Origin of the sequence: Comamonas koreensis (assembly GCF_014076495.1) — a bacterium.
In the GTDB taxonomy this organism is placed as follows: domain Bacteria; phylum Pseudomonadota; class Gammaproteobacteria; order Burkholderiales; family Burkholderiaceae_C; genus Comamonas; species Comamonas squillarum.
Genome location: NZ_CP043575.1, coordinates 162,483 through 188,676 on the forward strand (window position 1 = coordinate 162,483; position 26,194 = coordinate 188,676).

General features: G+C 63.7%; 31 protein-coding genes and 1 riboswitch. Of the genes, 10 read left to right on the forward strand and 21 right to left on the reverse strand.

Going from position 1 to position 26,194, the window contains the following annotated elements; all coding sequences use genetic code 11:
• Positions 1–5: 5 nt before the first annotated feature.
• On the forward strand, positions 6–893 hold the full coding sequence (locus F0Q04_RS00745; protein ID WP_116926844.1) for a c-type cytochrome: 888 nt from the start codon (positions 6–8) through the stop codon (positions 891–893).
• 29 nt (positions 894–922) lie between these two features.
• Here F0Q04_RS00745 and F0Q04_RS00750 read toward each other — a convergent pair whose 3' ends face one another.
• Positions 923–1,492, reverse strand: coding sequence for a DUF2946 family protein (locus F0Q04_RS00750; RefSeq protein WP_116926843.1), 570 nt, complete (start codon positions 1,490–1,492; stop codon positions 923–925).
• Positions 1,493–1,622: 130 nt separating this feature from the next.
• On the opposite strand from F0Q04_RS00750, the gene F0Q04_RS00755 reads away from it, so the two are divergent.
• The 4 genes from F0Q04_RS00755 to F0Q04_RS00770 all read left to right on the forward strand — a co-directional run bounded on the left by F0Q04_RS00755 (position 1,623) and on the right by F0Q04_RS00770 (position 4,998).
• Positions 1,623–2,225 (forward strand): LemA family protein, encoded by a 603-nt coding sequence (locus F0Q04_RS00755; protein WP_021027151.1) that lies wholly within the window; start codon positions 1,623–1,625, stop codon positions 2,223–2,225.
• A gap of 4 nt (positions 2,226–2,229) precedes the next feature.
• Positions 2,230–3,168, forward strand: coding sequence for a TPM domain-containing protein (locus F0Q04_RS00760; protein ID WP_182343996.1), 939 nt, complete (start codon positions 2,230–2,232; stop codon positions 3,166–3,168).
• Positions 3,168–3,686 (forward strand): TPM domain-containing protein, encoded by a 519-nt coding sequence (locus F0Q04_RS00765; RefSeq protein WP_182343998.1) that lies wholly within the window; start codon positions 3,168–3,170, stop codon positions 3,684–3,686. The genes F0Q04_RS00760 and F0Q04_RS00765 overlap by 1 nt, the downstream gene beginning before the upstream one ends.
• 121 nt (positions 3,687–3,807) lie before the next feature.
• Positions 3,808–4,998 carry a DUF1624 domain-containing protein gene (locus F0Q04_RS00770; RefSeq protein ID WP_182344000.1) on the forward strand — a complete coding sequence of 397 codons (1,191 nt, stop codon included), beginning with the start codon at positions 3,808–3,810 and terminating at the stop codon, positions 4,996–4,998.
• 14 nt (positions 4,999–5,012) lie between these two features.
• Here the strand turns inward: F0Q04_RS00770 and F0Q04_RS00775 are convergent, their stop codons facing one another.
• The 6 genes from F0Q04_RS00775 to F0Q04_RS00800 form a co-directional block, all read right to left on the reverse strand.
• Positions 5,013–5,402, reverse strand: a complete 390-nt coding sequence (locus tag F0Q04_RS00775; RefSeq protein WP_116926839.1) for a Fur family transcriptional regulator — start codon at positions 5,400–5,402, stop codon at positions 5,013–5,015.
• A gap of 150 nt (positions 5,403–5,552) precedes the next feature.
• Positions 5,553–6,887, reverse strand: coding sequence for an OprD family outer membrane porin (locus F0Q04_RS00780; RefSeq protein WP_198424339.1), 1,335 nt, complete (start codon positions 6,885–6,887; stop codon positions 5,553–5,555).
• A 32-nt stretch (positions 6,888–6,919) separates the two neighbouring features.
• On the reverse strand, positions 6,920–7,369 hold the full coding sequence (locus F0Q04_RS00785; protein WP_182344002.1) for a pseudoazurin: 450 nt from the start codon (positions 7,367–7,369) through the stop codon (positions 6,920–6,922).
• Between the two features lie 12 nt (positions 7,370–7,381).
• Positions 7,382–8,185 carry an ABC transporter ATP-binding protein gene (locus F0Q04_RS00790; RefSeq protein ID WP_182344004.1) on the reverse strand — a complete coding sequence of 268 codons (804 nt, stop codon included), beginning with the start codon at positions 8,183–8,185 and terminating at the stop codon, positions 7,382–7,384.
• Positions 8,182–9,249: a FecCD family ABC transporter permease gene (locus F0Q04_RS00795; RefSeq protein WP_182344006.1), complete on the reverse strand. Its 1,068-nt coding sequence runs from the start codon at positions 9,247–9,249 to the stop codon at positions 8,182–8,184. Before F0Q04_RS00795 ends, F0Q04_RS00790 begins: the two co-directional genes overlap by 4 nt.
• A 27-nt stretch (positions 9,250–9,276) precedes the next feature.
• Positions 9,277–10,299, reverse strand: a complete 1,023-nt coding sequence (locus F0Q04_RS00800) for an ABC transporter substrate-binding protein (protein ID WP_116926834.1) — start codon at positions 10,297–10,299, stop codon at positions 9,277–9,279.
• A 260-nt stretch (positions 10,300–10,559) separates the two neighbouring features.
• Positions 10,560–10,785, reverse strand: a riboswitch (cobalamin riboswitch).
• Positions 10,786–10,831: 46 nt separating this feature from the next.
• Here F0Q04_RS00800 and F0Q04_RS00805 point away from each other — a divergent pair.
• Positions 10,832–11,380 carry a GNAT family N-acetyltransferase gene (locus F0Q04_RS00805; protein WP_182344008.1) on the forward strand — a complete coding sequence of 183 codons (549 nt, stop codon included), beginning with the start codon at positions 10,832–10,834 and terminating at the stop codon, positions 11,378–11,380.
• 51 nt (positions 11,381–11,431) lie between these two features.
• Here the strand turns inward: F0Q04_RS00805 and F0Q04_RS00810 are convergent, their stop codons facing one another.
• From F0Q04_RS00810 to F0Q04_RS00850, 9 genes are all read right to left on the reverse strand, one after another.
• Positions 11,432–11,848: a F0F1 ATP synthase subunit epsilon gene (locus tag F0Q04_RS00810; protein WP_021025621.1), complete on the reverse strand. Its 417-nt coding sequence runs from the start codon at positions 11,846–11,848 to the stop codon at positions 11,432–11,434.
• Positions 11,849–11,919: 71 nt separating this feature from the next.
• Complete coding sequence (gene atpD, locus F0Q04_RS00815) at positions 11,920–13,323, reverse strand: F0F1 ATP synthase subunit beta (RefSeq protein ID WP_116926833.1); 1,404 nt, start codon at positions 13,321–13,323, stop codon at positions 11,920–11,922.
• Between the two features lie 34 nt (positions 13,324–13,357).
• Positions 13,358–14,230 carry a F0F1 ATP synthase subunit gamma gene (gene atpG / locus F0Q04_RS00820; RefSeq protein ID WP_021025619.1) on the reverse strand — a complete coding sequence of 291 codons (873 nt, stop codon included), beginning with the start codon at positions 14,228–14,230 and terminating at the stop codon, positions 13,358–13,360.
• Positions 14,231–14,248: 18 nt separating this feature from the next.
• A complete protein-coding gene (gene atpA, locus F0Q04_RS00825) occupies positions 14,249–15,808 on the reverse strand; it encodes a F0F1 ATP synthase subunit alpha (RefSeq protein WP_116926832.1) in 1,560 nt (519 codons plus the stop codon).
• A gap of 42 nt (positions 15,809–15,850) precedes the next feature.
• Positions 15,851–16,399 carry a F0F1 ATP synthase subunit delta gene (locus F0Q04_RS00830; RefSeq protein ID WP_116926831.1) on the reverse strand — a complete coding sequence of 183 codons (549 nt, stop codon included), beginning with the start codon at positions 16,397–16,399 and terminating at the stop codon, positions 15,851–15,853.
• A gap of 12 nt (positions 16,400–16,411) precedes the next feature.
• Entirely contained in the window at positions 16,412–16,882 is a 471-nt protein-coding gene (locus F0Q04_RS00835) for a F0F1 ATP synthase subunit B (RefSeq protein ID WP_021025616.1), read from the reverse strand.
• A gap of 35 nt (positions 16,883–16,917) precedes the next feature.
• Entirely contained in the window at positions 16,918–17,166 is a 249-nt protein-coding gene (atpE, locus tag F0Q04_RS00840) for a F0F1 ATP synthase subunit C (protein WP_021025615.1), read from the reverse strand.
• Between the two features lie 52 nt (positions 17,167–17,218).
• Positions 17,219–18,082, reverse strand: a complete 864-nt coding sequence (atpB, locus tag F0Q04_RS00845) for a F0F1 ATP synthase subunit A (protein ID WP_021025614.1) — start codon at positions 18,080–18,082, stop codon at positions 17,219–17,221.
• A gap of 20 nt (positions 18,083–18,102) precedes the next feature.
• Positions 18,103–18,576 carry an ATP synthase subunit I gene (locus F0Q04_RS00850; RefSeq protein WP_021025613.1) on the reverse strand — a complete coding sequence of 158 codons (474 nt, stop codon included), beginning with the start codon at positions 18,574–18,576 and terminating at the stop codon, positions 18,103–18,105.
• Positions 18,577–18,795: 219 nt separating this feature from the next.
• Between F0Q04_RS00850 and F0Q04_RS00855 the strand changes: the two genes are divergently transcribed.
• The 3 genes from F0Q04_RS00855 to lipA all read left to right on the forward strand — a co-directional run bounded on the left by F0Q04_RS00855 (position 18,796) and on the right by lipA (position 20,991).
• Positions 18,796–19,107: a YbeD family protein gene (locus F0Q04_RS00855; protein WP_116926830.1), complete on the forward strand. Its 312-nt coding sequence runs from the start codon at positions 18,796–18,798 to the stop codon at positions 19,105–19,107.
• A gap of 57 nt (positions 19,108–19,164) precedes the next feature.
• Positions 19,165–19,869, forward strand: coding sequence for a lipoyl(octanoyl) transferase LipB (gene lipB, locus F0Q04_RS00860; protein ID WP_116926829.1), 705 nt, complete (start codon positions 19,165–19,167; stop codon positions 19,867–19,869).
• 141 nt (positions 19,870–20,010) lie between these two features.
• Positions 20,011–20,991 (forward strand): lipoyl synthase, encoded by a 981-nt coding sequence (gene lipA, locus F0Q04_RS00865; RefSeq protein WP_182344010.1) that lies wholly within the window; start codon positions 20,011–20,013, stop codon positions 20,989–20,991.
• A gap of 78 nt (positions 20,992–21,069) precedes the next feature.
• Here the strand turns inward: lipA and F0Q04_RS00870 are convergent, their stop codons facing one another.
• A complete protein-coding gene (locus tag F0Q04_RS00870; RefSeq protein ID WP_116926860.1) occupies positions 21,070–21,660 on the reverse strand; it encodes a cysteine hydrolase family protein in 591 nt (196 codons plus the stop codon).
• A 134-nt stretch (positions 21,661–21,794) separates the two neighbouring features.
• On the opposite strand from F0Q04_RS00870, the gene F0Q04_RS00875 reads away from it, so the two are divergent.
• Positions 21,795–22,787 carry a GlxA family transcriptional regulator gene (locus tag F0Q04_RS00875; RefSeq protein ID WP_182344012.1) on the forward strand — a complete coding sequence of 331 codons (993 nt, stop codon included), beginning with the start codon at positions 21,795–21,797 and terminating at the stop codon, positions 22,785–22,787.
• 14 nt (positions 22,788–22,801) lie between these two features.
• Here F0Q04_RS00875 and ptsP read toward each other — a convergent pair whose 3' ends face one another.
• From ptsP to F0Q04_RS00895, 4 genes are all read right to left on the reverse strand, one after another.
• Positions 22,802–24,562 carry a phosphoenolpyruvate--protein phosphotransferase gene (ptsP, locus tag F0Q04_RS00880; RefSeq protein WP_116926827.1) on the reverse strand — a complete coding sequence of 587 codons (1,761 nt, stop codon included), beginning with the start codon at positions 24,560–24,562 and terminating at the stop codon, positions 22,802–22,804.
• A 239-nt stretch (positions 24,563–24,801) separates the two neighbouring features.
• Positions 24,802–25,071 carry an HPr family phosphocarrier protein gene (locus F0Q04_RS00885; protein WP_116926826.1) on the reverse strand — a complete coding sequence of 90 codons (270 nt, stop codon included), beginning with the start codon at positions 25,069–25,071 and terminating at the stop codon, positions 24,802–24,804.
• Positions 25,040–25,489 carry a PTS sugar transporter subunit IIA gene (locus F0Q04_RS00890; RefSeq protein WP_116926825.1) on the reverse strand — a complete coding sequence of 150 codons (450 nt, stop codon included), beginning with the start codon at positions 25,487–25,489 and terminating at the stop codon, positions 25,040–25,042. Before F0Q04_RS00890 ends, F0Q04_RS00885 begins: the two co-directional genes overlap by 32 nt.
• Positions 25,490–25,647: 158 nt before the next feature.
• Positions 25,648–26,193 (reverse strand): hypothetical protein, encoded by a 546-nt coding sequence (locus F0Q04_RS00895; RefSeq protein ID WP_116926824.1) that lies wholly within the window; start codon positions 26,191–26,193, stop codon positions 25,648–25,650.
• Between the last annotated feature and the right edge of the window lies 1 nt (position 26,194).

Here is a 26,194-nt window from a genome sequence, read left to right on the forward strand (position 1 = left end):
AAGCCATGAGCGACATCCAGCAAGAAGAAGCACATACAGGCCCCGTCAAATCACCCAAGCAATTTTTGTGGACGGTGATCTTTGCTTTTGTGATCCCGGTATTTGCCATCATTGGCCTGGTGACCTTTGTGACCTCGGCCAACAAATCCGGCCCTGGCGCGGCCGATAACGCAGGATCCATCGAAAGCCGGCTGCAAAAAGTGGGCTCGGTCGAAATACGCGACGCCAACCGCCCCCTCAAATCCGGCCAGGAGGTCTACCAGGCGCAGTGCGCCACCTGCCATGCCACCGGCGCCGCCGGCGCCCCCAAGTTTGAAGATGCTGCTGCCTGGGCGCCGCGCATCAAGACCGGCCTGGAAGCGCTGTTGCACTCGGCCCTGGCCGGCAAGGGCGCCATGGCCCCGCAAGGCGGCGGTGACTTTGAAGACACCGAAATCGCGCGCGGCGTGGTCTACATGGCCAATGCTGCAGGCGCCAAGTTTGACGAACCCCAGCGCCCGGCCTCTGCCAGCGCCGATGCGGCGGGCAGTGCCACCCCCGCCACTGCTGCTGCGGCTGCACCGGCTGCCACTAGTGCCCCTGCTGCGGCAGCCTCCGAGCCAGCAGCGGCCGTAGCCGCAGCGCCCGCAGCCGCTGCTCCCACAGCCAACGCCGCCGCCAATGGCAAGGCGCTGTATGACAAGGCCTGCTTTGTCTGCCATGCCGCTGGTGTGGCAGGCGCGCCCAAGTTCGGTGACAAGGCCGCCTGGGCACCCTATATCGCCCAGGGCATCGACAGCATGGTGAAGATTGCCATCAGCGGCAAGGGCGCAATGCCCCCGCGCGGCGGCTCCAGCGCATCGGATGAAGAGATCCATGCGGCGGTGCAGTACATGGTGGAGCAAGCGCAGTAACCAAGCCGCCCACCGCGCGACCTAAAAGATCAAGCCTGGCCCGCCGCCTTCAGCGCAGCGGGCGAGCGCACAAAGCCATAGCGCTTTTCCAGCAGCACGCTGGCCACTTCGGTCGGCTCGGGCAGCAGGCCCTGCTCGAGGGCCTGCGACACATCCAGCACATCCTGCGTATGCACAATGCCCAGCCCCTGGTCCGTGTGCAGGTAGACGGCGCCTTGCTCATCGGCCAGCACGGCCTGCACCTGCGCAGGCGCCAGCACGGCGCCGGTATGCGCATGCAGATGCAGCGCGCCATCGCGCCACTGCGCACGCCAGACCCAGGGCGTAGCCTCCAGCTCCACAAACACCTGCTGCGGGCCATTCTGGAAATACCAGCAGCCCTGGGCATCGGCGAGGTAATTGCGGGCAATGAACTGCGCGAGCTTGTCGTGCTCCACCCGCGAGCCCTTGGCGCCTGGCAGGCCACTGGTAAAAGCACCGGCGGCCTGGGCCTGCGCATCGCGCAGCCACCAGTTGCCGCGCGCATCCAGCGCCAGCCAGCCCCAGCAGGCGGGCACGTTGGGCCATTTGGCCATGGCTTGTTTCACGATATCGTCCATCTGCTGATCCTACTGCATGCGCTGACGCCGGCATGCCGGTCATGCGCCCCTCAGACCGTCAATAATCGCTGACAATGGGCCGCTGCCAGATCGGTAACAATGGCGGCTCTGAACATGGCGAGGAGCCCTCATGAACGCATGGAAACGATTTCTGGTGGTAGCAGCCGCAGCGCTGGCACTGACGGGCTGCGGCTATAACGATTTTCAACGGCTGGACGAAGAATCCACCGCCGCCTGGAGCGAGGTGCTGAGCCAGTACCAGCGCCGTGCGGATCTGGTGCCCAACATCGTGGCCTCCGTCAAGGGTGAGGCCAACTTCGAGCAGGACACGCTCACCAAGGTGATCGAAGCGCGGGCCAAGGCCACCTCGATCCAGGCCACGCCCGAGCTGGTGAACAACCCCGAGGCTTTCAACAAGTTCCAGCAGGCCCAGGGCGAGCTGTCGAGCGCGCTGTCGCGCCTGATGGTGGTCTCGGAGCGCTACCCCGAGCTCAAGGCGAACCAGGCTTTCCGCGATCTGCGCGTGACGCTGGAAGGTACAGAAAACCGCATTGCCGTGGCGCGGGACCGCTATATCGGCACCGTCAAGGCCTACAACATCAAGGCCCGCGTGTTCCCCACCAACCTGACGGCCAAGGTCTTTGGCTACCAGCCCAAGGCCAATTTCACGGTGCAGAACGAGGCCCAGATTTCCCAGCCGCCTAGCGTCGACTTCTCGTCCGAGCGGAAGTAAGCGCATGGCCCGGATGCCCGCTTGGCGCCCGCCGCTGGCCTGGGTGCTGGCCCTGGCAGTGGCCGTGCTGCTGCCCTGGCTCAGCGCGCCAGCGCGCGCTGCCGTGCAGCCGGTGCCCGCACTCAGCGCCCATGTGATCGACCAGACCGCCACCTTGAGCGCGCAGGACCAGGCCCAGCTCGAAGCGCAGCTGACGGCGCTGGAGCGCGACACCGGCGCGCAGGTCGTGGTGCTGATGGTCGCCAGCACCAGCCCCGAAGACATTGCCGCCTATGCCCAGCGCGTGGCCAGCACCTGGAAGATTGGCCGCAAGGAGGTGGGCGATGGCCTGCTGGTGCTGGTGGCCAAGGACGACCGGCGCATGCGCATCGAGGTCGCCAAGACCTTGGAAGGCGCGATTCCCGACCTGCGCGCTGCGCGCATCATTGACCAGACGATGGCACCGGCTTTCCGCGCCGGCAACTTTGCCGCCGGCATTGGCGACAGCCTGGCCCAGATCAGCGCGCTGATCAAGGGCGAGGCGCTGCCGCCGCCCCGCAGCACGCCCCCCGCCCGCAACCAAGCGTCGTCGGCCTTGCCCGATGACCCGGCGCAGCTGCTGCTGTTCTTCTTTATCTTTGTGATGGTGGGCGGCAGCGTGTTGCGCAGCATGCTGGGCCGCGCGCTGGGCTCGCTGGCCACCGGCGGCGCAGCTGGCCTGGTAGCGGCCTGGCTCACCTCCAGCGTGCTGCTGGGCATTGGCGCTGGCGTTGCTGCGCTCTTTGTGGTCTTGCTGGCCGGCAGCATGCGAGGGGGCAGCTCGATCGGCGGCGGTGGTGGAGGCTTTGGCGGCGGAGGCGGCTTTGGCGGGGGTGGATTTGGTGGCGGCGGCGGTGGAGGCGGCGGATTCAGCTCCGGCGGCGGCGGCAATTTTGGGGGCGGTGGCGCCTCGGGGAGCTGGTGATGGGCCATTGGTTGCAACGCTGGGGCAGGCAACTGCGCCACCGCTTTCTGGAGCGCGATGCGTCCCATGCCTTGCCCGATGACGCAAGGCAGCGCCTGGCGCAGGCCATCGCGGCATCGGAGGCCAGGCACAGCGGCCAGATCCGCGTCTATGTGGAAAGCGCCCTGCCCTGGAGCTATATCCGCCGTGATGCGCCCGCGCGCGAGCGCGCGGTGATGCAGTTTGGCAAGCAGCGCGTCTGGGATACCGAGCACAACAATGGCGTGCTCATCTACCTGCTGCTGACCGACCATGCGATCGAGATCGTCGCCGACCGGGCCGTCTCGCGCTGCGTCAGCGGCCCGCAGTGGCAGGCGATGGTCGACAGCCTGGCTAACGACCTGCGCAGCGGCCAGTACGAAAAGGCCTTGCTGGCGGCCATTGGCCAGGTTTCGCACCATCTGGAGCAGCAGTTCCCACGCGGCGCCGCACCCTCGGCGGCAGGTAACGAACTCGATGACCAGCCGCTGATCGGCTGAGCACGGCGCACGGGAGGCGAATTTCTGCCTCCCAGCCCAACCGGGCAGTCGATATAAATGATAATGCGCAATCAATATCATTTGATACACCTTTCGCCCGCCCTTCTCGCCTGCCTGCTCCATGTCCTCCGACACCCCCATCCTCCCCCGCAGCCCTGCTGCCGTTCTGCCGGGCGCCAGCCGCCTGCAATCGATTGACGCCCTGCGCGGCCTGGTCATCCTCTTCATGCTGATCGACCATGTGCGCGAGACCTTCTACCTGCACCACCAGGTGCCCGACCCGATGGATGTCTCCGCCACCGCACCGGAGCTGTTCTTCAGCCGCTTGCTCGCCCACCTGTGCGCGCCGGTGTTTGTGCTGCTCACGGGCCTGTCGGCCTTTTTGTACGGCAGCAAGTACGAAGATGGGCGCGCGGCGGCCTCGGGCTTTCTGTTCAAGCGCGGGCTGTTTCTGGCGCTGCTGGAGGTGACCGTGGTCAACTTTGCCTGGACCTTCCAGTTCCCGCCCACCAAGATCTTCCTGCAAGTGATCTGGGCCATTGGCCTGTCGATGCTGATGCTGTCGGCCCTGGTGTGGCTACCGCGCCGCCTGATCATTCCACTGGGCCTGCTGCTGGTGGCCGGCCACAACCTGCTCGACCACCTGCACTTTGCGCCCGACCATGCGCTGCACACGCTGTGGGCCGTGCTGCATGACCGGGGCTGGATCGAGGTGAGCGAGACCCTGCGCCTGCGCACCTCTTACCCCCTGCTGCCCTGGATCGGCGTGATCGCACTGGGCTATGCGATGGGCCCCTGGTTTGCCAAGGGTGCCGATGCACTGCAGCGCCAGCGCCGCCTTTTGACCTGGGGCCTGGGCCTGTTGGTGGGTTTTGTGCTGCTGCGTGCCACCAACGTCTATGGCGACAAGCCCTGGGTGGTGGACGATTCGTTCCTCGTGAGCGCCATGGGCTTTTTGAACATCACCAAGTACCCGCCATCCCTCTTGTTTCTGGCGCTGACCCTGGGCATCGGCCTGCTGCTGCTGCGCGCCTTTGAGCGCCGGCCACAGATGCGCTGGCTGGCACCGCTGACGGTGTTTGGCGCCGCGCCGATGTTCTTTTATGTGCTGCACCTCTATGTGCTCAAGTTTCTCTACCTGGGCGCGCAGGCGATCTGGGGCAACAACCAGGGCGAGCTGTTCGGCTTTGGTTCGATGTGGATGGTCTGGCTCAGCACCCTCGCCCTGGGCGTTGCGCTCTACCCGCCGGTCAAGGCCTTTGCCGCGTTCAAGGCCCGCCGGCGCGATATTGCCTGGCTCAAGTACCTGTAAGCCGCCGTGATAGCTTAAGCCGCAGGGCCCGCGCCGCTGCGGCAATCCTTGCACTGGCCGTACAAGGTGATCTCATGGCCCTCCACCAGAAAGCCCGGCGGTGCCATGCCCTTGAGGTCGCCCGGGCAGGCCTGGATATCAAACACCCGCCGGCAGCTGTTGCACTGGAAGTGGTGGTGGTGGTCATGCGTGGCCGGCTCATACAGCGGCAGGCCACCGGGCAAGGTGACCACGCGCAGCAGGCCCTCTTCGGTCATCAACTTGAGGTTGCGGTAGACGGTCGCAATGCCCAAGGCCGGCAGCGCAGCACCCGCAATCTCCAGCACCTCTTGGGGTGAGAGTGGACGGCCTTGCGATGCAAAGGCATCGGCGATGGCGGCGCGCTGGCGGGTAGGACGTTGCATGGTCTGACAGGGGCGTTCCGAAGAACGGATGGGCAATCGGGGGAGCGCCCATCATAGCCGCTTGGGCTGCGGCCTGCAGCCAGGCAGCGCTGGCGGGCAGGCCACTGCCCGCCATTGCCCTCAGTGGCCCTCCGTCGCCGCGCTGGTGCCTCAGAAAATCTGCAAGGGCATCTCCGCCAGCAGCCGCACCTGGTTCACATTGAGCTCACCCTGGGTTTGGTTGGCCCGGTGCACGCCGTAGCGCAGCTGCAGCGCCAGCCCCTTGGCCTGGCCTTGCTGCACGGTGTAGCGCAGCAGCATGTCGCGCTCCCAGTGGCGGCCGCCACGGCCGCTGGCGCCCAGGTAGTTGGCGTACACGCTGCCGGCGCGGCTGTAGTCAATGCCCGAGCCGCGTGTATAGGCGACGCCCGCGCGCAGGCCCGGTGTCAGCCACTGGCCCAGATCGACCTCGTACTTGAGCTGCCAGGACGCCTCATGCGGCGCATTGAAGTCCGACAGCTGCATCGCGTTGTCCAGCCAGATGGAGCCCCGGTTGACATAGTCGAACGGCGTATCGCCATCGACCTTCTGGTAGCCCAGGCCCAGCTGGTGCATGCCGGCCGCATAGGTCGCCATCAGGCTCCAGGTCAGGTTGTCCACCCGGCCAGCCTTGGCCGCGCAGGTGTCCTTGTTGCGGTACAGGTTCAGGCTCAGCGAGAGGCTTTTCTTCTCGGCCAGCGCCTTTTTGTAGACGCCGCCCAGATACCAGGTGTTCCAGACATCCTCGTATTGGCCGACGTAGCTCGACAGGCTCAGCCCGCTCCAGGGCGTAGTCCAGCTGCCGCCGGCAAAGCTGAAGGCATCGCCTTGCACGCCCGAGTAATTGGCCAGCAGGGGCTGGCCATTCTTGCGCGCATTGCGGTCGGCCCAGCGGGTAAAGCGACCGGCCTGCAGCGTCAGCTGCGCAATATCGTCGCTGCTTATCTGCCAGCCCCGGTTGGTCTCGGGCAGCAGGCGGGTGTCGGACGAGTGGAAGATCGGGTTCTTGGTGCGCATCTCACCCACCTTCAGCTCGGTCGACGACCAGCGCAGCTTGAGCGCCGCCCCTGCGCGGCCAAAGCTGTCCTGCAGGTCCGTGCCGTCCTTGGCGATATAGCGCGGGTTGCTGCGCACCTTGTCGGCCTCCGAGCCCAGGTTGATGCCGCCATAGGCATGCGCATCCAGCCCCAGGCCGACCACCCCCTGCGTGTAGCCCGAGCTGAAGTTCATCATCAGCCCATAGGCTGCTTCGGCGGCCTTGTCCGAGCGCGCGCCGCCGGACACCACGCGCGTGCTGTCGCCACGCCGGTAGTCCAGCTGCTCATAGACCATGCGGTTGACCATGCCCAGGCTCGCGCCTTCGATGAAGCCCTTAGCCTCGTCCTGCGCGCCCGCCTGCACATGGCCTGCCGCCAGGGCCAGCGCCGCCAGGCCGCTGCTGCGCGCCATCCATTTGAAATAAGTCATTGTCTTGTGTTGCCCAAAATTGCGATAGCGGTTCAGCGCGGCGCCGAGGCACGGCTGACGATGTCCTTGAAGCGCTGCTGCGCGCGCTCGGGCACCTCGGCGGGCACCTGCAGGCCGGGCAGCGGCGCATCGCCCACCTGCACCAGCATCACCATGCCCATGGCGTAATGGGGCAGGCACTGCACGCCATACAAACCTGCGGCATCAAAGCTGACCTCGATCTCCTCGTTGATCTTGCCCTTGAAGGGCTTGGCACCGGCGGGCGCCATGCCCGGGATGCTGACCGCATCGTGACCGCTGCTGCTAGCCAGGAACTTGACCTTGTCGCCCGGCTTGATCTGCAAAAACTCGGGCTCATAGGTCATTGCGCCGGTGGCGCTGCGGTTGCGCATCTTGACTTCAAAAGTCTCTGCGCCCGCCTGGCTGCACAGCAAGCTGCTCAACACAACAGGTAGCCAGATTCGGTGGTTCAGGGTGGGCATATCGGCTCACAGTCAGGAAGAAGAAAGCGGGCGAAAACGCAGCACGCGGCTGCCGTCCCAGGGGTCGACCAGCGCGCTGGCCTCGACGCGAAAAACTTGCGCCAGCAGCGCGGCATCGAGCACCTGCTCGGGCCTGCCCAGCGCAACGAGCCGGCCTTGCTGCATGACGGCCAGCCGGTCGCAGGCCAGCGCCTGGTTCAGGTCATGCAGGGCCACGACCTTGGTGACGGGCAAGGCGCGGATCAAGGCCATCAGCGACAGCTGCTGGTGGATATCGAGGTGGTTGCAGGGCTCATCGAGCAGCAGCACACCGGGCTGCTGCGCCAGCGCGCGTGCGATGTGCACACGCTGGCGCTCGCCGCCCGAGAGGCTGTGCCAGGCGCTGTGGCGGCGGTCCGCCATGCCCACGGCATCCAGGGCCTGCTGCACGGCCTCCCAGTCCTGCGCGGCAAAAGGCTGCAGCGCCGACAGCCAGGGCGTGCGCCCCAGCGCCACCGCGTCTTCGACGCTGATGGCATCGTGCGTCTCGGCCATCTGCGCCACCAGGGCCAGCTCGCGCGCAATGGCGCGGCGCCCCCTCTTGTGCAGCGGCTGACCCTGCAGCAGCACCTGGCCCTCGTTGGGCCGGATCACACCGGCGAGCAAGCGCAGCAGGCTGGATTTGCCCGAGCCGTTGGGGCCGATCAGCCCCAGCATTTCGTGGCGCTGCACCGGCAGGCTGAGCTGCTCGACAACCGGCCGGCCCTGCAGGCGCAGGCCCAGAGCACAGGCCTGCAACACGGGTTGATCCGCCGAGACCAGAGGTGCCGCCGTCATCCGCGCCTCCGCTGGCTTTGGAGCAGGATGACGGCAAACACCGGCGCCCCGACCAGGGCGGTGATGACGCCAATGGGCAGCACCTGGCCCCGGATCAGGGTGCGCGAGAGCACATCGGCGGCGATCAGAAACACCGCGCCCATCATCGCGCTGGCAGGCACCAGTCGCCGGTGGCTGACGCCGACCAGCATGCGCGCGGCATGTGGAATCACCAGGCCGACAAAGCCGATCGCGCCAACGATGGAGACCATGACGGCCGTCATCAGCGCCGCGGCCAGCAGCAGCACCAGTTGCACACGGCGCACCGGCACGCCCAGCGCGGCCGCCGATTCGCTGCCAAAGGTGAAGGCATCGAGCGCGCGCGTATGCAGCAGGCACAGCAGCAAACCGGTGATCGCGATGCAGGCGGTGAGCACGGTATCGGGCCAGCGCACGCCGCTCAGGCTGCCCAGCAGCCAGAACATGATGCCCCGGGCCTGCTCGGCACTGCCCGACTTGGTGATGATGAGCGAGGTCAGCGCATTGAACAGCTGCGAGCCCGCAATGCCGGCCAGCACAATCTGGCCGCTGTTGCGCAGCCCGCCGCTGCCGGCGGCGTGGGCCAGCAGGGCGACCAGTGCAAATGCGCAGAGCGCGCCAAAAAAGGCGCCCACGGTCATCGAGATGGCGCCCGCGCCGATGCCCACGACGGTCACCAGCACTGCGCCGGTGGAGGCCCCGGCAGAGATGCCGAGCAAATAGGGTTCGGCCAGCGCATTGCGCAGCAGCGATTGCAAAATGACGCCCGAGACCGCCAGGCCCGCGCCGCAGCTGGCCGCCACCAGCGCGCGGGGCAGGCGGTAGTTCCAGACAATGCCCTGGCTGATGGGATCGATGGCGTAGTGGGCACCGGCCAGCTTGTTGGCCAGCACCTGCAGCACCAGGCTGGGCGACAGCGCCGTCTCGCCAATGGCGATGCCCAGCGCCACGCTCAGCAGCATCGCCAGTGCCGCGCCCAGGCACCAGGCGGCCCCATGCAGCGGCCTGCGCAGCGCCGATGGGCGCGCTGATGCCGTTGCCACCATTATGCAGAGCCTTGCATCAGCGGCTGATCAACGCGCGGCCGCTGGGCCGAGCTTGCGTACCGCATCGCTGATCTGCTCCATGCCATCGACCAGGCGGATCGAGCCTTGCAGCGCATCGGCATCAACAATGACGATGCGGTTGTTCTTGACCGCATCCATGTGCTGGGTGACCGGGTCCATCTTCAGAAACTCCAGCTTCTTTTGGTAGTCGTCCGCAGGGAAGCGGCGGCGGTCCATGCGGGCGATCACCAGGACCGAGGGGTTGGCCTTGGCAATCGTCTCCCAGCCCACGGTGGGCCATTCTTCGGACGAGTCGACGATATTGCGCAGGCCCAAGGTCTGCAGCATGTAGCCGGCAACGCCATTCTTACCAGCCATATACGGGTCGATGGCCAGATCGGCGCTGGAGAACCACAGCGCAGCCGAGAGGTTCGGCTGCTGCGCCGCCTGGACCTTGGCGACCGCTTTGGCCTGGCGCTCGCGCAGGTCCTTGACCAGGCGCTCGCCCTGGGGCTGCACATCAAAGAGCTGCGCCAGTTGCGTGATGCTCTTGTAGAGCGCCTGCACATCGTAGGCCGCGGTGCGGGTGCCATCGGCGCCCTTGAGGTTGTTCTTGCCTTCACAGTCGGAGGGCATCGCATAGGTGGCAATGCCCAGGTCATGGAACTGCTCGCGCGTGCCCACGACGCCGTCCTTGCCGACCATCCACTCGAACTGCGACACCACCAGTGCCGGGCGCTTGCCGATCACCGACTCGAAGCTCGGGTCGTTGTCCGCAAGGCGTGGCACCTTGTCATTGATCGCCTTGAACTGGGGCAGCACGGCGTTGAACCACAGCGAGGTGCCCACCAGCTTGTCGCCCAGACCCAGCGCATACAGCATCTCGGTGCCGGCCTGGCCGATGGTGACGACCGAGGCGGGCGCCTGCTTGAGGGACACCGCGTAGCCGCAGTTGTGCAGCTGCATCGGATAAGGGGCAGCCCAGGCGGACAGCGAGGTGAATACACAGGTAGCCAACAGGGCAGGCAGCGCAAAACGGCGAACAGGCATCGGAATCGTCTCTCTAGGTAGAGGCTGGGCATGCGGGCCGTGCGAGCCGATCCGGTGCGGGGCGCTGCCCGGTGGAGCCAGGACAGGCTTGCGCAGACGAGACGCTGCTCACCGCCCGGACACCCCGCCGGTCATGATCAAAACACACGCACATCCGCCATGAATGGGTTTGCATCACCGGTGTTTGCGATGTTCGCCTTGCAGCGCGCAAACCGGTGGCATGCCTGTTTCTCTGTGCAAACCAGGGGCTTGCCAGTGGGTTGTGAATGCATGACCTTGGCAGGTCTCCTGACTGGCCGGTCTGCGCAGACCATCGCCTTCCCGAACCGCAGTTCAGTGGCGCATGGATGGCCTGCTCGTGGCCTACAGTTGCGGGGGCAGTTCCGTTTGGGGCGCTGGCTGCCGGCTCGCGCTCCCTGGATTCCCTCATGCCCCGGCACCCTGCCGTGCGCATGTTCTTGCGAAACCAAAGTGGCTGTACTGTAGCCGATTTACAGGGCCTGCATGCTAAGCTGCAGGCCGTTTGATGGCCATGAACCACCCACCCACTACACCCAGCGCATACGGCATCCGCCGCGTTGAACATCTCGCGCCGGTGGCGGCCTTTTTGCAGGCGGCGCGCCAAACCATGTTTGGCGATCGGGTCGATACCAACACGCCGCAGGCCGACCTGCGCGACTTTGCCTCGGTCTACGCATCGCCCGGCGGCTGCATGCTGGCGGCCTGGCAGGGCGACCGCGTCATCGGCAGCATTGCCTACCGCGCCTATGACGGGCGCTTTGCCCATCTGACCGTGCCCAGTGCAGGCACCGCCGAGGTGGTGCGCTTGTATGTGGACCCGGCCTGGCGCCGGCAAGGCCTGGCTGGCGTGCTGTTCGCGCAGCTGCGTCAGCGGGCGCTGCAGCAGGGTGTGCAGCGGCTCTACCTGCACACGCATCCTTTTTTGCCAGGCGCGCAAACCTTCTGGCAGCGCCAGGGTTTTATCACCCTGCACCAGGATGCCGACCCGCTGTGGCAAACCATCCATATGCAGCAGGTGCTGCAGACGGGGCCTGCTCCGACGCATCCGGTACGGGCGTAAAAAAACCACCGCATGCGGTGGTTTTCCTGTGGCAGTTGCGCAAACAGCGGATCAGCGCTTCTTGCGGTATTTTTGCAGGGCGGCAATCTGGGCGGCCATGACGGACAGCTCGGATTGGGCCTTGGCCAGGTCAAGCTCGCCCTTGGCGTTCTTGAGGGCTTCTTCAGCCTTTTGCTTGGCTTCAACCGCTTTTTGCTCGTCCAGGTCCTTGCCGCGCACAGCGGTGTCGGACAGCACGGTCACGCAGTCGGGTTGCACTTCGAGAATGCCACCAGCCACGAAGATGAACTCTTCGCCGCCGTCGGCCTTCTCAATGCGCACCGAACCCGGCTTGATGCGGGTGATCAACGGCGTGTGGCGGGCGTAGATACCGAGTTCGCCCATTTCACCAGGCAAAGCCACAAAGCGGGCTTCGCCGGAGAAGATGGATTCTTCAGCACTGACCACATCAACGTGGAAGGTGTTCATCTTTGATCCTCAGAGTGAAAAAGAAACTAGTTTGCGAGCAGGGCTGCGTGCGGCAGCCCGTTCTGCAAAGCTTAGATCTTCTTCGCCTTCTCGATGGCTTCGTCGATCGTGCCAACCATGTAGAAGGCTTGCTCGGGCAGGTGGTCGCACTCGCCGTTGACGATCATCTTGAAGCCGCGGATGGTTTCCGACAGCGGCACGTACTTGCCTGGAGCGCCCGTGAACACTTCAGCAACGTGGAAAGGCTGCGACAGGAAACGCTGGATCTTGCGAGCGCGGGCCACGACGAGCTTGTCTTCGGGAGCCAGTTCGTCCATACCCAGAATCGCAATGATGTCGCGCAGTTCGGTGTAGCGCTGCAGGGTACCCTGCACTTGGCGGGCGACCGAGTAGTGCTCTTCACCGACCACTTGGGGGTCCAGCTGGCGGCTGGTCGACGCCAGGGGGTCCACCGCAGGGTAGATACCCAGCGAAGCAATGTCACGCGACAGCGCCACGGTGGAGTCCAAGTGGGCGAAGGTCGTTGCTGGCGATGGATCGGTGTAATCGTCCGCTGGCACGTACACGGCCTGGATCGAGGTGATCGAACCCACCTTGGTCGAGGTGATACGCTCTTGCAGACGGCCCATTTCTTCGGCCAGCGTAGGCTGGTAGCCCACGGCCGAAGGCATACGGCCCAGCAGTGCGGACACTTCGGTACCGGCCAGCGTGTAGCGGTAGATGTTGTCCACGAAGAACAGCACGTCCTTGCCTTCGTCACGGAACGCTTCAGCCATGGTCAGGCCGGTCAGCGCCACGCGCAGACGGTTTCCTGGTGGCTCGTTCATCTGGCCGTACACCATGGCAACCTTCGAGTCGTTGAGCGACTCCTGGTTCACCACACCGGCGTCCGACATTTCGTGGTAGAAGTCGTTACCTTCACGGGTACGCTCACCCACGCCGGCGAACACGGACAGACCGCTGTGCGCCTTGGCGATGTTGTTGATGAGCTCCATCATGTTCACGGTCTTGCCCACACCGGCACCACCGAACAGACCGACCTTACCGCCCTTGGCGAACGGGCACACCAGGTCAATCACCTTGATGCCGGTTTCCAGCAGTTCCTGTGCAGGGGCCAGCTCGTCATAAGCGGGCGCCTTGCGGTGGATGGAAGCGGTCAAGGTCTGGTCCACAGGACCGCGTTCGTCGATGGGGTTACCCAGCACGTCCATGATGCGGCCAAGGGTTGCCTTGCCCACGGGCACGGTGATCGCCTTGCCGGTGTTGGTGACCATCAGGCCACGCTTGATACCGTCCGACGAGCCCAGCGCAATGGTACGCACCACGCCGTCGCCCAGCTGCTGCTGCACTTCCAGCGTCAGGGCAGTGCCTTCGAGCTTCAGTGCGTCATACACGTTAGGCACGCTGCCGTGGGGGAACTCAACGTCCACCACCGCACCGATACATTGAACAATCTTGCCTTGTACTTGAGCCATTTGTTGCTCCAATATTGATTTCAGTCGAGCTGTATTACACAGCCGCGGCGCCTGCGACGATTTCCGACAACTCGGTCGTAATCGCAGCCTGACGCGTCTTGTTGTAGATCAGCTTCAACTCGTTGATGACGTTGCCGGCGTTGTCGGTAGCGGCCTTCATGGCCACCATGCGCGCAGACTGCTCGGAAGCCATGTTGTCTGCAACGGCCGAATAGATCAGCGATTCCGCATAACGCACGAGCAGCTCGTCGATCACACTTTGCGCATCGGGCTCGTAGATGTAGTCCCAGCCGTGGGATGCAGCCGGTGCCGAGCCCTGGATCGCTTCTTGCGACAGGGGCAGCAACTGCTCCACAACCGAGTCCTGCTTCATCGTATTGATGAACTTGGTGTAGCACAAATAGACCGCGCTCAGCTTGCCCTCAGCGTACTGGTCGAGCAAAACCTTGGCCGGGCCGATCAGCGCATCCAGATGCGGCGTATCGCCCAAGGCGGTAGCGTTGGCCACCACCTTGACACCCACGCGCGTCAGAAAGCCCAGACCCTTGCTGCCAATGGCCACGGCTTCCGTGCTGACACCCGCAGATTGCAGTTCCTTGAGCTTGTTCGTCACGGCACGCAGCACATTGGTGTTCATGCCGCCGCACAGGCCCTTGTCAGTCGTCACCACGATCACGCCCACCTTCTTGACGTCATTCGACACCATGAAGGGGTGGACATATTCGGGGTTTGCCTGGCTCAGGTGAGCTGCAATTGCGCGAATCTTCTCGCTGTATGGACGGGCTGCCTGCATCCGCTCCTGCGCCTTGCGCATTTTGGATGCGGCAACCATTTCCATGGCCTTGGTGATCTTCTTGGTGTTTTCCACCGATTTGATCTTGCCGCGTATTTCCTTGCCTGCTGCCATGATGACTCCTCGACCGGATTAAGCGAAGGACTTCTTGAATGCAGTGATCGCTGCAGTCAGTTCAGCTTCGTCCTTGCCTTCCTTGTCGAAAGCCTTCTTCTCGTTCAGACGGTCCACCAAGGCGCCGTAGCTGGTCTTGAGGAACTGGTGCAGACCCGATTCAAAAGGCAGGACCTTCTTGACTTCGATGTCGTCCATGAAACCCTTGTTCACGGCAAACAGCGAAGCGGCCATCAGAGCGACGGGCAGAGGGCTGTACTGGGCTTGCTTGAGCAGCTCGGTCACGCGGGCACCGCGGTCGAGTTGCTTGCGGGTTGCATCGTCCAGGTCAGAAGCGAACTGCGCGAAAGCAGCCAGTTCACGGTACTGCGCCAGGTCGGTACGGATACCGCCGGACAGGCCCTTGATCAGCTTGGTCTGAGCGGAACCACCCACGCGGGACACCGAGATACCGGCGTTGATAGCGGGACGGATACCGGCGTTGAACAGGCTGGTTTCCAGGAAGATCTGGCCGTCGGTGATCGAGATCACGTTGGTAGGCACGAAGGCCGACACGTCACCGGCTTGGGTTTCGATGATGGGCAGAGCCGTCAGCGAACCCGTCTTACCCTTGACTTCACCCTTGGTGAAGGCTTCCACGTAGTCCGCGTTCACGCGGGCTGCGCGCTCGAGCAGGCGGCTGTGGAGATAGAACACGTCGCCAGGGAACGCTTCGCGGCCTGGTGGACGGCGCAGCAGCAGCGACACTTGGCGGTAAGCCACGGCTTGCTTGGACAGGTCGTCATACACGATCAGGGCGTCTTGGCCACGGTCGCGGAAGTACTCACCCATCGTGCAACCCGAGTAGGCCGACACGTACTGCATGGCAGCGGATTCAGAAGCGGTAGCGGCCACGACGATGGTGTATTCCATCGCGCCGGCTTGCTCCAGCGCACGCACCACGTTCTTGACCGACGAAGCCTTCTGACCAATGGCCACGTACACGCAGGTAACGCCTTGGCCCTTTTGGTTGATGATGGCGTCGATCGCGACAGCGGTCTTACCGGTCTGGCGGTCACCAATGATCAGCTCGCGCTGGCCACGGCCCACGGGCACCATCGCGTCGATGGACTTGATACCCGATTGCAGGGGCTGGTCCACAGATTGACGGGCGATAACACCAGGCGCAACCTTTTCGATCACGTCGGTCATCTTGGCGTTGATAGGACCCTTGCCGTCGATAGGCTGGCCCAGGGCGTTCACCACGCGACCGACCAGTTCCGGGCCCACGGGCACTTCCAGAATACGGCCGGTGCACTTGACGATGTCGCCTTCCGAGATGTGGGTGTATTCACCCAAGATCACGGCGCCAACAGAGTCACGCTCCAGGTTCAGAGCCAGACCGAAGGAAGGTTGACCATCGGCGGTGGCTGGGAATTCCAGCATTTCGCCGGCCATCACATCGGACAGGCCGTGCACGCGCACGATACCGTCGGTCACCGACACCACCGTACCTTGGTTACGGATATCGGAATTGCCTGACAGACCCTCAATGCGGCTCTTGATCAGTTCAGAAATTTCTGCGGGATTGAGTTGCATTACTCACTCCTTTTCATGGTTTAGCCGAATCCTCGAACTGCTTTAAGCAGTGAGGGTTGCTTTCATTTGTTCCAGACGGGCCTTGACCGAGGTGTCAAGCACCTCGTCACCCACCACAACGCGAACGCCGCCAATCAGCGACTCGTCCACGGTGGTGCTCAGATTCAGTGGGCGGCCAAAGCGTTTTTCCAGCACGGTGCCCAGCGCATTCAATGCGGAGTCATCCATGGGGAAGGCGCTGTACACCAGCGCATCGGAGGAACCGTTGTTACGGTTCACCAGCGCGCGAAATTGCGAGGCCACTTCAGGCAGCGCATCCAGACGGCGGTTTTCCACCACCGTGCGCAGGAAGTTGCGCGCCAGGTCTGACAAGGCCCAACCGCGTGCCAGCGTCACACCGGCCATCACATCGATCACCTGTTCGTTGGTGACGTTGGGATTGTCGGCCAGCAGGCGCATTTCCGGATCGGCGGCAATCGCCGCCAGTTCGTCCGTCCAAGACAGGGCATCGTTCAGGCCAACACTCTTTTCAGTGCAGGCCTTGAACAAGGCTTCAGCGTAAGGACGGGCAATGGTGGCGAGTTCTGCCATTTCGTTGCTTCCTTACAGCTCAGTCTTCAGGCGATTGAGCAAATCACTGTGTACCGCAGGATTGACTTCCTTGCGGAGAATCTGCTCAGCACCCTTGACAGCCAAAGCAGCAACTTGCTCGCGCAGCGATTCGCGCGCCTGGATCACTTGCTGCTCGGCATCTGCACGAGCGGCGGCAATGATCTTGTTGCCTTCTTCGGTAGCACGGGCCTTGGCCTCTTCTACGATTGCTTGGGCACGACGGTCTGCGTCCGCGATACGCGACGCTGTCTCATTGCGGGTTGCGGAAAGTTCTTCCTCAACGCGCTTGTTCACAGCTGTCAACTCGGACTTTGCCTTATCGGCAGCAGCAAGACCATCGGCGATTTTCTTTGCTCGCTCATCCAACGCCTTGGCAATAGGTGGCCACACGAATTTCATCGTGAAGAGCACCAGAATCAAGAAGACAATGGCCTGAACGAACAGGGTCGCGTTAATACTCACGGCAACACCTTTCTATCTACGGCGTTGATCGGAGCTTAGGCCAGTTGGAACGGGTTGGCGAAAGCGAACAGCAGAGCGATAGCAACACCGATCAGGAATGCAGCGTCGATCAGACCAGCCAAGATGAACATCTTGGTTTGCAGTTCGTTGATCAGCTCAGGCTGACGTGCCGACGATTCCAGGAACTTGCCGCCCATCAGAGCAATACCGATCGAAGCGCCAATAGCGCCCAGACCAACAATCAGACCACAAGCCAGAGCGACGAGACCGAGAACGTTTTCCATGATGACTCCTGAGAAAAAAAAGAAAGGTTAAGAGAAAAAGGAAAGGGAACAGTTAGTGAGCTTCATGTGCCTGGCCGAGGTAAATCAGCGTCAGCATCATGAAAATGAAGGCCTGCAGAGTAATCACCAGAATGTGGAAGATCGCCCAGATTGTGCCTGCAATGATGTGCCCCACGGGGAGCAACACACCAGAGAGCGACATAGCGGCTGCGCCACCCATCAGGGCAATCAGCATGAACACCAACTCACCAGCGTACATGTTGCCGAACAGTCGCATACCGTGCGACACCGTCTTGGCAACGTATTCAATAATCTGCATCAGCAGGTTGACGATGCCGAGAATCACGGCAAAGACAGGATTCTTGCTGGTACCAAAAGGTGCGGACACCAGTTCGTGCGCCCAGCCGCCCAGACCCTTGATCTTGACGCTGTAGTACAGGCACAGGATCAGCACGGCCGTCGACAGACCCAGGGTGGTCGACAGATCGGCGGTAGGCACGACACGCAGATAGGCGTGGTGGTCACCGGTAGCGCCTTGCCACAGCAGGGGCAGCAGGTCGACCGGCAGCATGTCCATCGCGTTCATCAGGAAAATCCAGACGAAGACGGTGAGCGCCAGAGGAGCGATGAACTTGCGCGATTGGGCGTTGTGGATATTGGCCTTGGCCTGGTTATCCACCATCTCGACCAGCATCTCGACTGCTGCCTGGAAACGACCAGGCACGCCGGAGGTGGCCGTGCGCGCGGCCAGCCACATCACAAAGATGCCCAGCACGCCCAGGATCACGCTCACTGAGATCGAATCAAGGTTGACCACCGAGAAATCGATGATCGACTTTTGCTTGATATTCTGAAGATGCTGCAAGTGGTGAACGATGTATTCACTTGCAGTGGGTGCATTCGCTTCTGCGGCCATCGGACAACTCTTCTTCTCAATTACAAAATTTTTGCAGATCTGGTCAGCAGCCAAAGCGCCAACCAGTACGTCTTCATCACTACAACCAGACCCAACACCAGCGCCAACCAGTTGAGTCCCGGCACCACCAGGGGCGCCAGCAGTAGCAGCACCACGGTCAGCACCAATTTTGCGATCTCCAAACCAAAGAACCGGACCATCGCAAGATTCTCTTGCCCAGCCCCCAGATGCAGCCGCAATCCACGTGCAAAAAAGGCAGCAGGAATCACCACCGCCGCCGCACCGTATGCCACCGACCACATCCATCCGGCCCGTTGCGTCACCAGACCCACCAACACGGTGAGCACCACCCCGACAACCAGCTGCCACTTCACCACACGCACCACCGATACCGGCGGATGGCGCTGGCGCCACTCTGCTGCTTCTTGAGCAGTCAGGGGCTTGAAGTCCGATTCTTCGGCCACATGTTCTTCTTGTGGAGCATTTGTTGTCATAGTGTTGGCTCCCGGGCAGAACAACCTAGCCAAAGCCTGCGATTATAAGGATAAACCCGTTGCAAACGGGAAGCGTTTTGTTGCGCGTCTGTTTTTTTGCGGCACACAAGCCCCCATCCAGCCCCTTTTGACGTCAGCTGCATCCGACAAATTCCACACCATGAAGATGGCTTATCGACTGATGGCACATCACTTGCAAGCTTCTGTTTTAATAGCAAAATGAGCACCAACACACCTGCTGCAGACCCCAGCGATTCCGGCACCGATCCTCGCAAAGATTCCCTGATCGAATACCCCTCAGACTTTCCGATTAAAGTGATGGGGCTCAACCAGGACGGCTTTGTCCACGCGGTCACCGCCATCGCCAAGGAACACGACCCTTTCTTCGACGCCAGCAAGGTAGAGCTGCGCCCCAGCAGCGGCGACAAGTACCTGGGTGTCACCATCACCGTGACGGCCACCAGCCGCGAACAGCTCGACAACCTCTACCGGGCGCTCACCTCCAGCCCCCTGGTCAAGGTCGTACTGTAAGCGCACCTTGTTGTCACCTTTGTGAACCTTGCCGGCCCGTTGCGGCCGCTTTTCGCCATGCAGACCCGCTTTCTTGGCCAGGCCGATTACGAGACCACGCTGCACGCCATGCAGCAATTCACTGCGCAGCGCACGCCGCAAACGCCCGATGAGCTGTGGATGTGTGAGCATGCGGCCACTTTCACCCAGGGCATTGCGGGCCTGCCCAGCCATCTGTTGCATACAGGCGACATTCCAGTGGTACAAACCAACCGGGGCGGCCAGGTCACCTACCATGGCCCGGGGCAAGTGGTCGCTTACCCGCTGATCGATCTGCAGCGTGCCGGCTACTTCGTCAAAGAATATGTGTTCCGCATTGAAGAGGCGGTGATCCGCACCCTCGCCTCGCTGGGCGTTACCGGCCACCGCGTGGCGGGGGCCCCCGGCATCTATGTGCGCCTCGATGACCCCTTCTCCCACGCGATGCTGGCCCAGCGCCCGGTGCAGCGCGATGGCACCAGCCCCGCACCCGAGCCGGTGTTTGACGGCCTGGGCAAGATTGCCGCGCTGGGCATCAAGATCACCCGCCACTGCAGCTACCATGGTGTGGCCCTGAATGTAAAGATGGACCTGGAACCCTACCACCGCATCAACCCTTGCGGCTATGCCGGGCTGCAAACCGTCGATCTTTCTACAATTGGGGTTAACGCCGACTGGGAGGACGTGGCCAAGACCTTGGCGCGCGAGCTGTCCTCCCGCTTGGCGACTGCCGGTTCTGCATAAGCGGGTGCCGCAGCGCACGCCCTGGTCCCCACCAAGGGGCGGCGCAGCAGCCTCGGGCCGTTCTTGCTCAGAGCCTACGGCCCCAGCGGGTTTGTGCGTGCATCTCGCACAGAACGCGGTGAAACAACTAAAGTGAGCATCATGAGCACCAATGAAGTCGTGCGCGAAGCACAGTCCGCTGCCACCTACAACCCGCTGGCCAAGCAAAAGGCGGCCGCCAAACTGGCGCGCATCCCCGTCAAGGTCCAGCAAGCCGAGGTGCTGAAAAAGCCCGATTGGATCCGCGTCAAGGCCGGCAGCCCCACGACCCGTTTCTACGAGATCAAGGACATCCTGCGCCAGAACAACCTGCACACCGTCTGCGAAGAGGCCAGCTGCCCCAACATCGGCGAGTGCTTTGGCAAGGGCACGGCGACCTTCATGATCATGGGCGACAAGTGCACGCGCCGCTGCCCGTTCTGCGACGTGGGCCATGGCCGCCCCGACCCGCTCGATCTGAACGAGCCGCTGAACCTGGCGCGCACCATTGCCGCACTGCGCCTCAAGTATGTGGTGATCACCAGCGTCGACCGCGATGACCTGCGCGACGGCGGCTCGGGCCACTTTGTCGAGTGCATCAAGAACATCCGCGAGCTCTCGCCCACGACCCAGATCGAGATCCTGGTGCCGGACTTCCGCGGCCGCGATGACCGCGCGCTGGAAATCCTCAAGGCTGCCCCACCCGATGTGATGAACCACAACCTGGAAACCGCACCGCGCCTGTACAAGGAAGCGCGCCCCGGCTCCGACTACCAGTTCAGCCTGAACCTGCTCAAGAAGTTCAAGGACCTGCATCCGAGCGTGCCGACCAAGAGCGGCATCATGGTCGGCCTGGGCGAGACGGATGAGGAAATCCTGCAGGTGATGCGCGACATGCGCGCCCACAACATCGACATGCTGACCATCGGCCAGTACCTGGCTGCCTCGAACAGCCACCTGCCGGTGCGCCGCTATGTGCACCCCGACACCTTCAAGATGTTTGAAGAAGAGGCCTACAAGATGGGCTTCACCCATGCCGCCGTGGGCGCGATGGTGCGCTCGAGCTACCACGCCGACCAGCAGGCACACGCGGCTGGCGTGTAAACGCGCGGTGTTCATCACAGCAAAAGGCTGCCTACCGGGCAGCCTTTTTGCGTTGGGGCTCGCGCCAGAGTCGCAGTCTTAACCCAGCGCCGCGCTGCTGCCCACCACCACCGCATACAGGTCGCCGATGGTGGCCATCGCGCTTTGGTGCAGTTGCACGGCAGAGACCGAACCGGCAGCCGACTGCAGCGCGCGGGTGGCACAGGCATTGGCAACGACGGTGGCGCGCTTGCCGCGCAGGAAGGCGCCTTCGGCGGTGAAGGTGACGCACATATGGCTCATGAAACCGATGATCACCAGCTGCGCGTTGCCGGCAGCATCGACGTGCTCGGCCAGATCGGTGTTGTGGAAGGAATTGGGAGCGGTCTTGACGACGACCGGCTCCCCGGCCTGCGGCGCCACGCTGGCATGGATCTGGCCGATCTCGGCGCGGATGTCATACGGCGAGCCCGCGCCGCCATCATGCATCACATGGATCACCTTGGCGCCGACCGCGCGGGCCTGGGCCAGCAGGCGGGATGCGGCGTCCAGCGCGGCCTCCCAGCCTTCGAGCGCCATCACGCCCTGGGTGTAGGTGTTCTGGTAGTCGACCAGAATCAGGGTCGACTGGGCCAGGACCGCGGGCTTGGCGTCAAGTTGGTTGAGTTCGCGTAAAGTGCTGGTATGCATGGTGGTGGCCTGGTGTAGAGGGTTGACCGCCACCGGCAGTGGTGGCGGCATGGATGCATCTTAGGGACAGCCCCCGCTTCGGACAATGCCGTCTTTGCCGCAGAAACCGACACCCGCCTTGAACGAAAGAACGCATGCCGCACCCTGAACGCCTGATGGTGATCGTGTTGTTTGACCGGGTTGACCTGCTCGACATCAGCGGCCCGCCCGAGGTATTTGCATTGCTGCAGCGCGAGATGGAAGCGCCCTGCGGCTACCAGGTGCTGCTGGCTGCAGAGTCACTGGACCCGGTCACCACCGCTGCAGGCGTGCGCGTGCTGCCCGACATACGCCTGGATAGCCTGCAGCACCAGGCCATTGATACCTTGATCGTGCCGGGCTCGGTCGACACCGATGCCAAGGGCCGCGTGCAGGCGCTGGCCGATCCGGCTGTCGTCCAATGGGTGCAGACGTTGGCGGGACAGTCCCGGCGCGTGGCCTCGGTCTGTGTCGGCGCCCATATTCTGGCCGCCGCCGGCCTGCTCGACGGCAGGGAGGCCACAACGCACTGGTCCACGGCCGCGCAGCTGGCCCAGGACCATCCCGGCATCCGCGTCGATGCCGACCGCATCTACATCCAGCAGGGCCACATCTGGACCGGTGCGGGCCTGACCACCTGCCTGGACCTGGCGCTGGCCTTGGTGGCCGAGGATTTTGGCAACACCTTGGCGATGCGCGTGGCGCGCCAGCTGGTGATGTTCTTGAAACGCCCCGGCGGGCAGAGCCAGTTCAGCGTGATGCTCGAGCCGCTGTCGAGCACGCGCCGCATGGACAAGCTGCGCCAGTACATCGCCGAGCACCTGGGCCAGCCGCTGTCGATGCCCGACCTGGCCGAGCAGATGCATGTGAGCGACCGGCAGCTGGCCCGTATCTTCAAGACCGAGCTGGGCATGACACCGGCCGCCTACCTGGAAGCTGCGCGGGTGGAGGCAGCCCGCCAGCAGCTCGAGGCCACCGATGCCCCGCTGGAGCGGGTGGCCCAGACCTGCGGCTTCAACACCACCGACACGCTGCAGCGCGCGTTTCGCCGCCAGCTGGGCACGACACCGGGCCAGTACCGCAACCGCTTTCGCACGCCGGCGGAGTAATCCCTGCGAAGGCCTTAGCTCTCCAACAGATCGGCCGGATTCTCGGCATCGACGACCTGCTGGGCCCAGCCCACCAGGCGCCGCGTATCGGCCCGCAGCACCTGCTGCTTGATGGCCAGGATCTGCGCGGGCTGCATCGAAAAGCTGCGCAGCCCCAGGCCCAGCAGCAAGCGGGTCATCGCGGTATCGCCGGCCATTTCGCCGCAGACGCAGACATCCTTGCCGGCGGCGTTGGCCGCCTGGATGACCTCGGCCACCAGGCGCAGCACGGCGGGGTGGAAGGGGTCGTAGAGCTGCGACACCGCCTCATCGGCCCGGTCGATCGCCAGCGTGTACTGGATCAGATCGTTGGTGCCGATCGAGAGGAAATCGAAGTACTTCAAAAAGGTGCGCACCGTCAGTGCTGCGGCCGGTATCTCGATCATCGCGCCCAGCTTGACCAGGCCCTGGGGCACATTGCGCTCGCGCAGCTCCTGCGAGGCTTGCTCGACCAGCGCCAGGGTCTGCTTGATCTCGCTGACATGGGCGAGCATTGGAAACAGCAATTGCACCGGGCCGTGCGCTGCGGCGCGCAAGATGGCGCGCAGCTGGGTGCGGAACATGTCCGGGTCGGCCAGGCTGAAGCGGATGGCGCGCAAGCCCAGCGCCGGGTTGAGGTAGTAGTCCTTGGGCTGGGCCTTGTCCAGCGGCTTGTCGGCGCCCACGTCGAGTGTGCGAATCGTCACCGGCATGCCCTGCATGCCCTCGAGCGCTTCGCGGTAGGCGCGGTACTGCTCTTCTTCATCGGGCACCTTGCCGCTCCGCCCCATGAAGAGAAATTCGGTGCGGAACAGCCCCACGCCCACGGCACCCGCTTTAACTGCGGCCGGGCCATCGCCGGGTTGCTCGATATTGGCCAGCAGCTCGATGCGCTCGCCATCGATGGTGATGGAGGGCGTATCGCGCAGGCGCGAGAGGCGCTCGCGCTCCAGGCGCATCTGGCGCTGCTTGAAGCGGTACTCCTCCAGCAGGATCGGCGAGGGATCGACAATCACCTCCCCGGCATCGCCGTCGATGATGACCCAGTCATCGGCGCGGATGAGCTGGCTGGCCGTGCGTGCGCCCACCACGGCCGGAATATCCATGCTGCGCGCGACGATGGCGGTGTGGCTGGTCTTGCCGCCCACGGCCGTGACGAACCCGGAAAACACGCTTTGCTTGAACTGCAGCATGTCGGCCGGCGAGAGGTCATTGGCGATCAGCACCATCGGCGCATCGCGCTCATCGGCCACCCAGTCGTGCTGCCCCTCCTGCACGCCCAGCGGCGTGCTGACGGGCGCCGCCACCGGGCTGGAGACGCCACGCATATGGCGCAGCACGCGCTCGACCACCTGCTCGAGATCGCCTTTGCGCTCACGCAGGTACTCGTCGTCCATCTCGTCAAACTGGCGGCACAGCAGCTCCAGCTGCGCGGTCAGCGCCCATTCGGCGTTGTAGAGGCGCTCGCTGATCAGCTGGCGCACGCCCGAGGACAGCATGTCGTCCTGCACCAGCATCAGGTGCACATCCAGGAGCGGCTCGAGCTCCTGCGGGGCATCGACCCCCAGGTCGCCGCGCAGGCGCTGCAGCTCTTCGATCACTGCCAGCCGCCCTTTGCGCACACGCTCGATCTCGCGCGCCACCTGGTCGGGCTCGATCAGGTAATGGGTCACCTCCAGGTGGCTGGACGCCGCCATGACGGCCCGGCCAATGGCAATCCCCCGGGCCACTGCAATTCCATGGATGGCAAATGTCATGCGGATCTTCCTCTTCGCTGGCGCGCTCGTTGCGCCAAGCTGATTTATACGCCTGTCTCAGAAGACTGTACAAGCACGGGGGCTGGTAAAGCGCAGGGAAAGGCGGGCGTTCAGGTAAAGAGCGGCGCATGCCAGTGCCAGCTGGGCAACCTGCCAGCACCGACAGGCAGCGGCGTGCCTGGAAGGTCGTGGCCGGTGCGAAAAGCGAGCCCGCGCCGCTGCAGACGCCAGGCTGCGCCTTATTCGCCTTCGCCGAATTTGTCGTTGATGAGGGCCAGCAAGGCATCCATGGCCTGCTGCTCATCGGCGCCATCGGTCTCGATGGTCACCTCGGTGCCGATGCCGGCGGCCAGCATCATCACGCCCATGATGCTTTTGGCATTGACGCGGCGCTCGCCCCGCGTGATCCAAACCTCGCAGGCAAAACTGCCGGCCAGCTTGGTGAGTTTGGCAGACGCACGGGCATGCAGGCCCAGTTTATTGCTGATGGTGACTGCGGTCTTGATCATGTGCTCGGATATTTTGGTTCTGTGGCGTGTTCTGCGTCACCTGCATAATGCCCTGGCTGCCCCCTGCAATCGCCCGGGCCACGAGGCTGTCCAGCGCTTCTTGGCGATAGCACAGCGCGCGCAGCAGCATCGGCAGGTTGACACCGGCCACCAGCCTTGTAGATGCGCGGCGCTTGGCCAGCTCCTGGGCAATATTATGCGGGGTTGCGCCAAACACGTCGCTCAGCACCAGCACGGGGCCGCTGTGGCTGTGGTCGAGCATGGCCCGCGCCTCCTGCAGGCAGGCCACCGGATCGGCGCTGGCAGGCACATCCAGCGCCATCAGGTGCTCTCCGCTGTCGGGGAACACATGCGCGGCGCATTGCGCCAGCGCCTGGGCCAGCGGTGCATGGGCGATCAACAATATCCGGTTGCTCATCAAATCAAAAACCCAGAAGTTCTGTGAATGGGCATGCAGCAGGCGGCAATCCCGGCCCAGCCGTACCCTGCACCAGTGTAGCGATTTTGCGGCACTGCAACATTGGTAGTGTTGCTTAGCCAAGCGCCCGGGCTGGCCCGTGGCCAATCCGGCGACTCCTAACGCAGCTGCAGACCTTGGACAAAGCTCTGCAGCGCCTCAGCGGCCAAAGGCTCAGCGGACAGCACCAGGGCCTGGTACACGCGCACCTGCGGCCCTTCGGCGCGCGCAAACCAGCGTGCATTCGCATACACGGTGCGCCCCTGGTCATTGCGGCCCTGCCACTGCAGCTGGCGTGCCTGGGGCAGCGCCAAGGTACCGGGCAGTACAAAGGTCTCGCCGGGCAGCGGCTGCCAGGCATCGGCGATCTGCAGCTGCTGGTGCAGTGCCTTTTGCCAGTCAACCATCACCGAGGCCGCATCCTGCGGCTGCGCCAGGGCCACATGGGCCAGTGCATAGGTCGCCCCGTCGGCCTTGCAGCCTACCATCGACACGGCCAAGGTCTGCGTGCCCCAGGCCAGCTCACGCACCGCACGGTCAGGCTTGCAGGGCAGCATCAGGTCCAGCGGTGCATCGGCCAGGCGCACCACGCGCCAGTTCAGCGCCGGGCTGCAGGCGGCCAGCAGCATGGCAGTGGTGAGGATCAGGCGGCGGGCCAGGGGCATC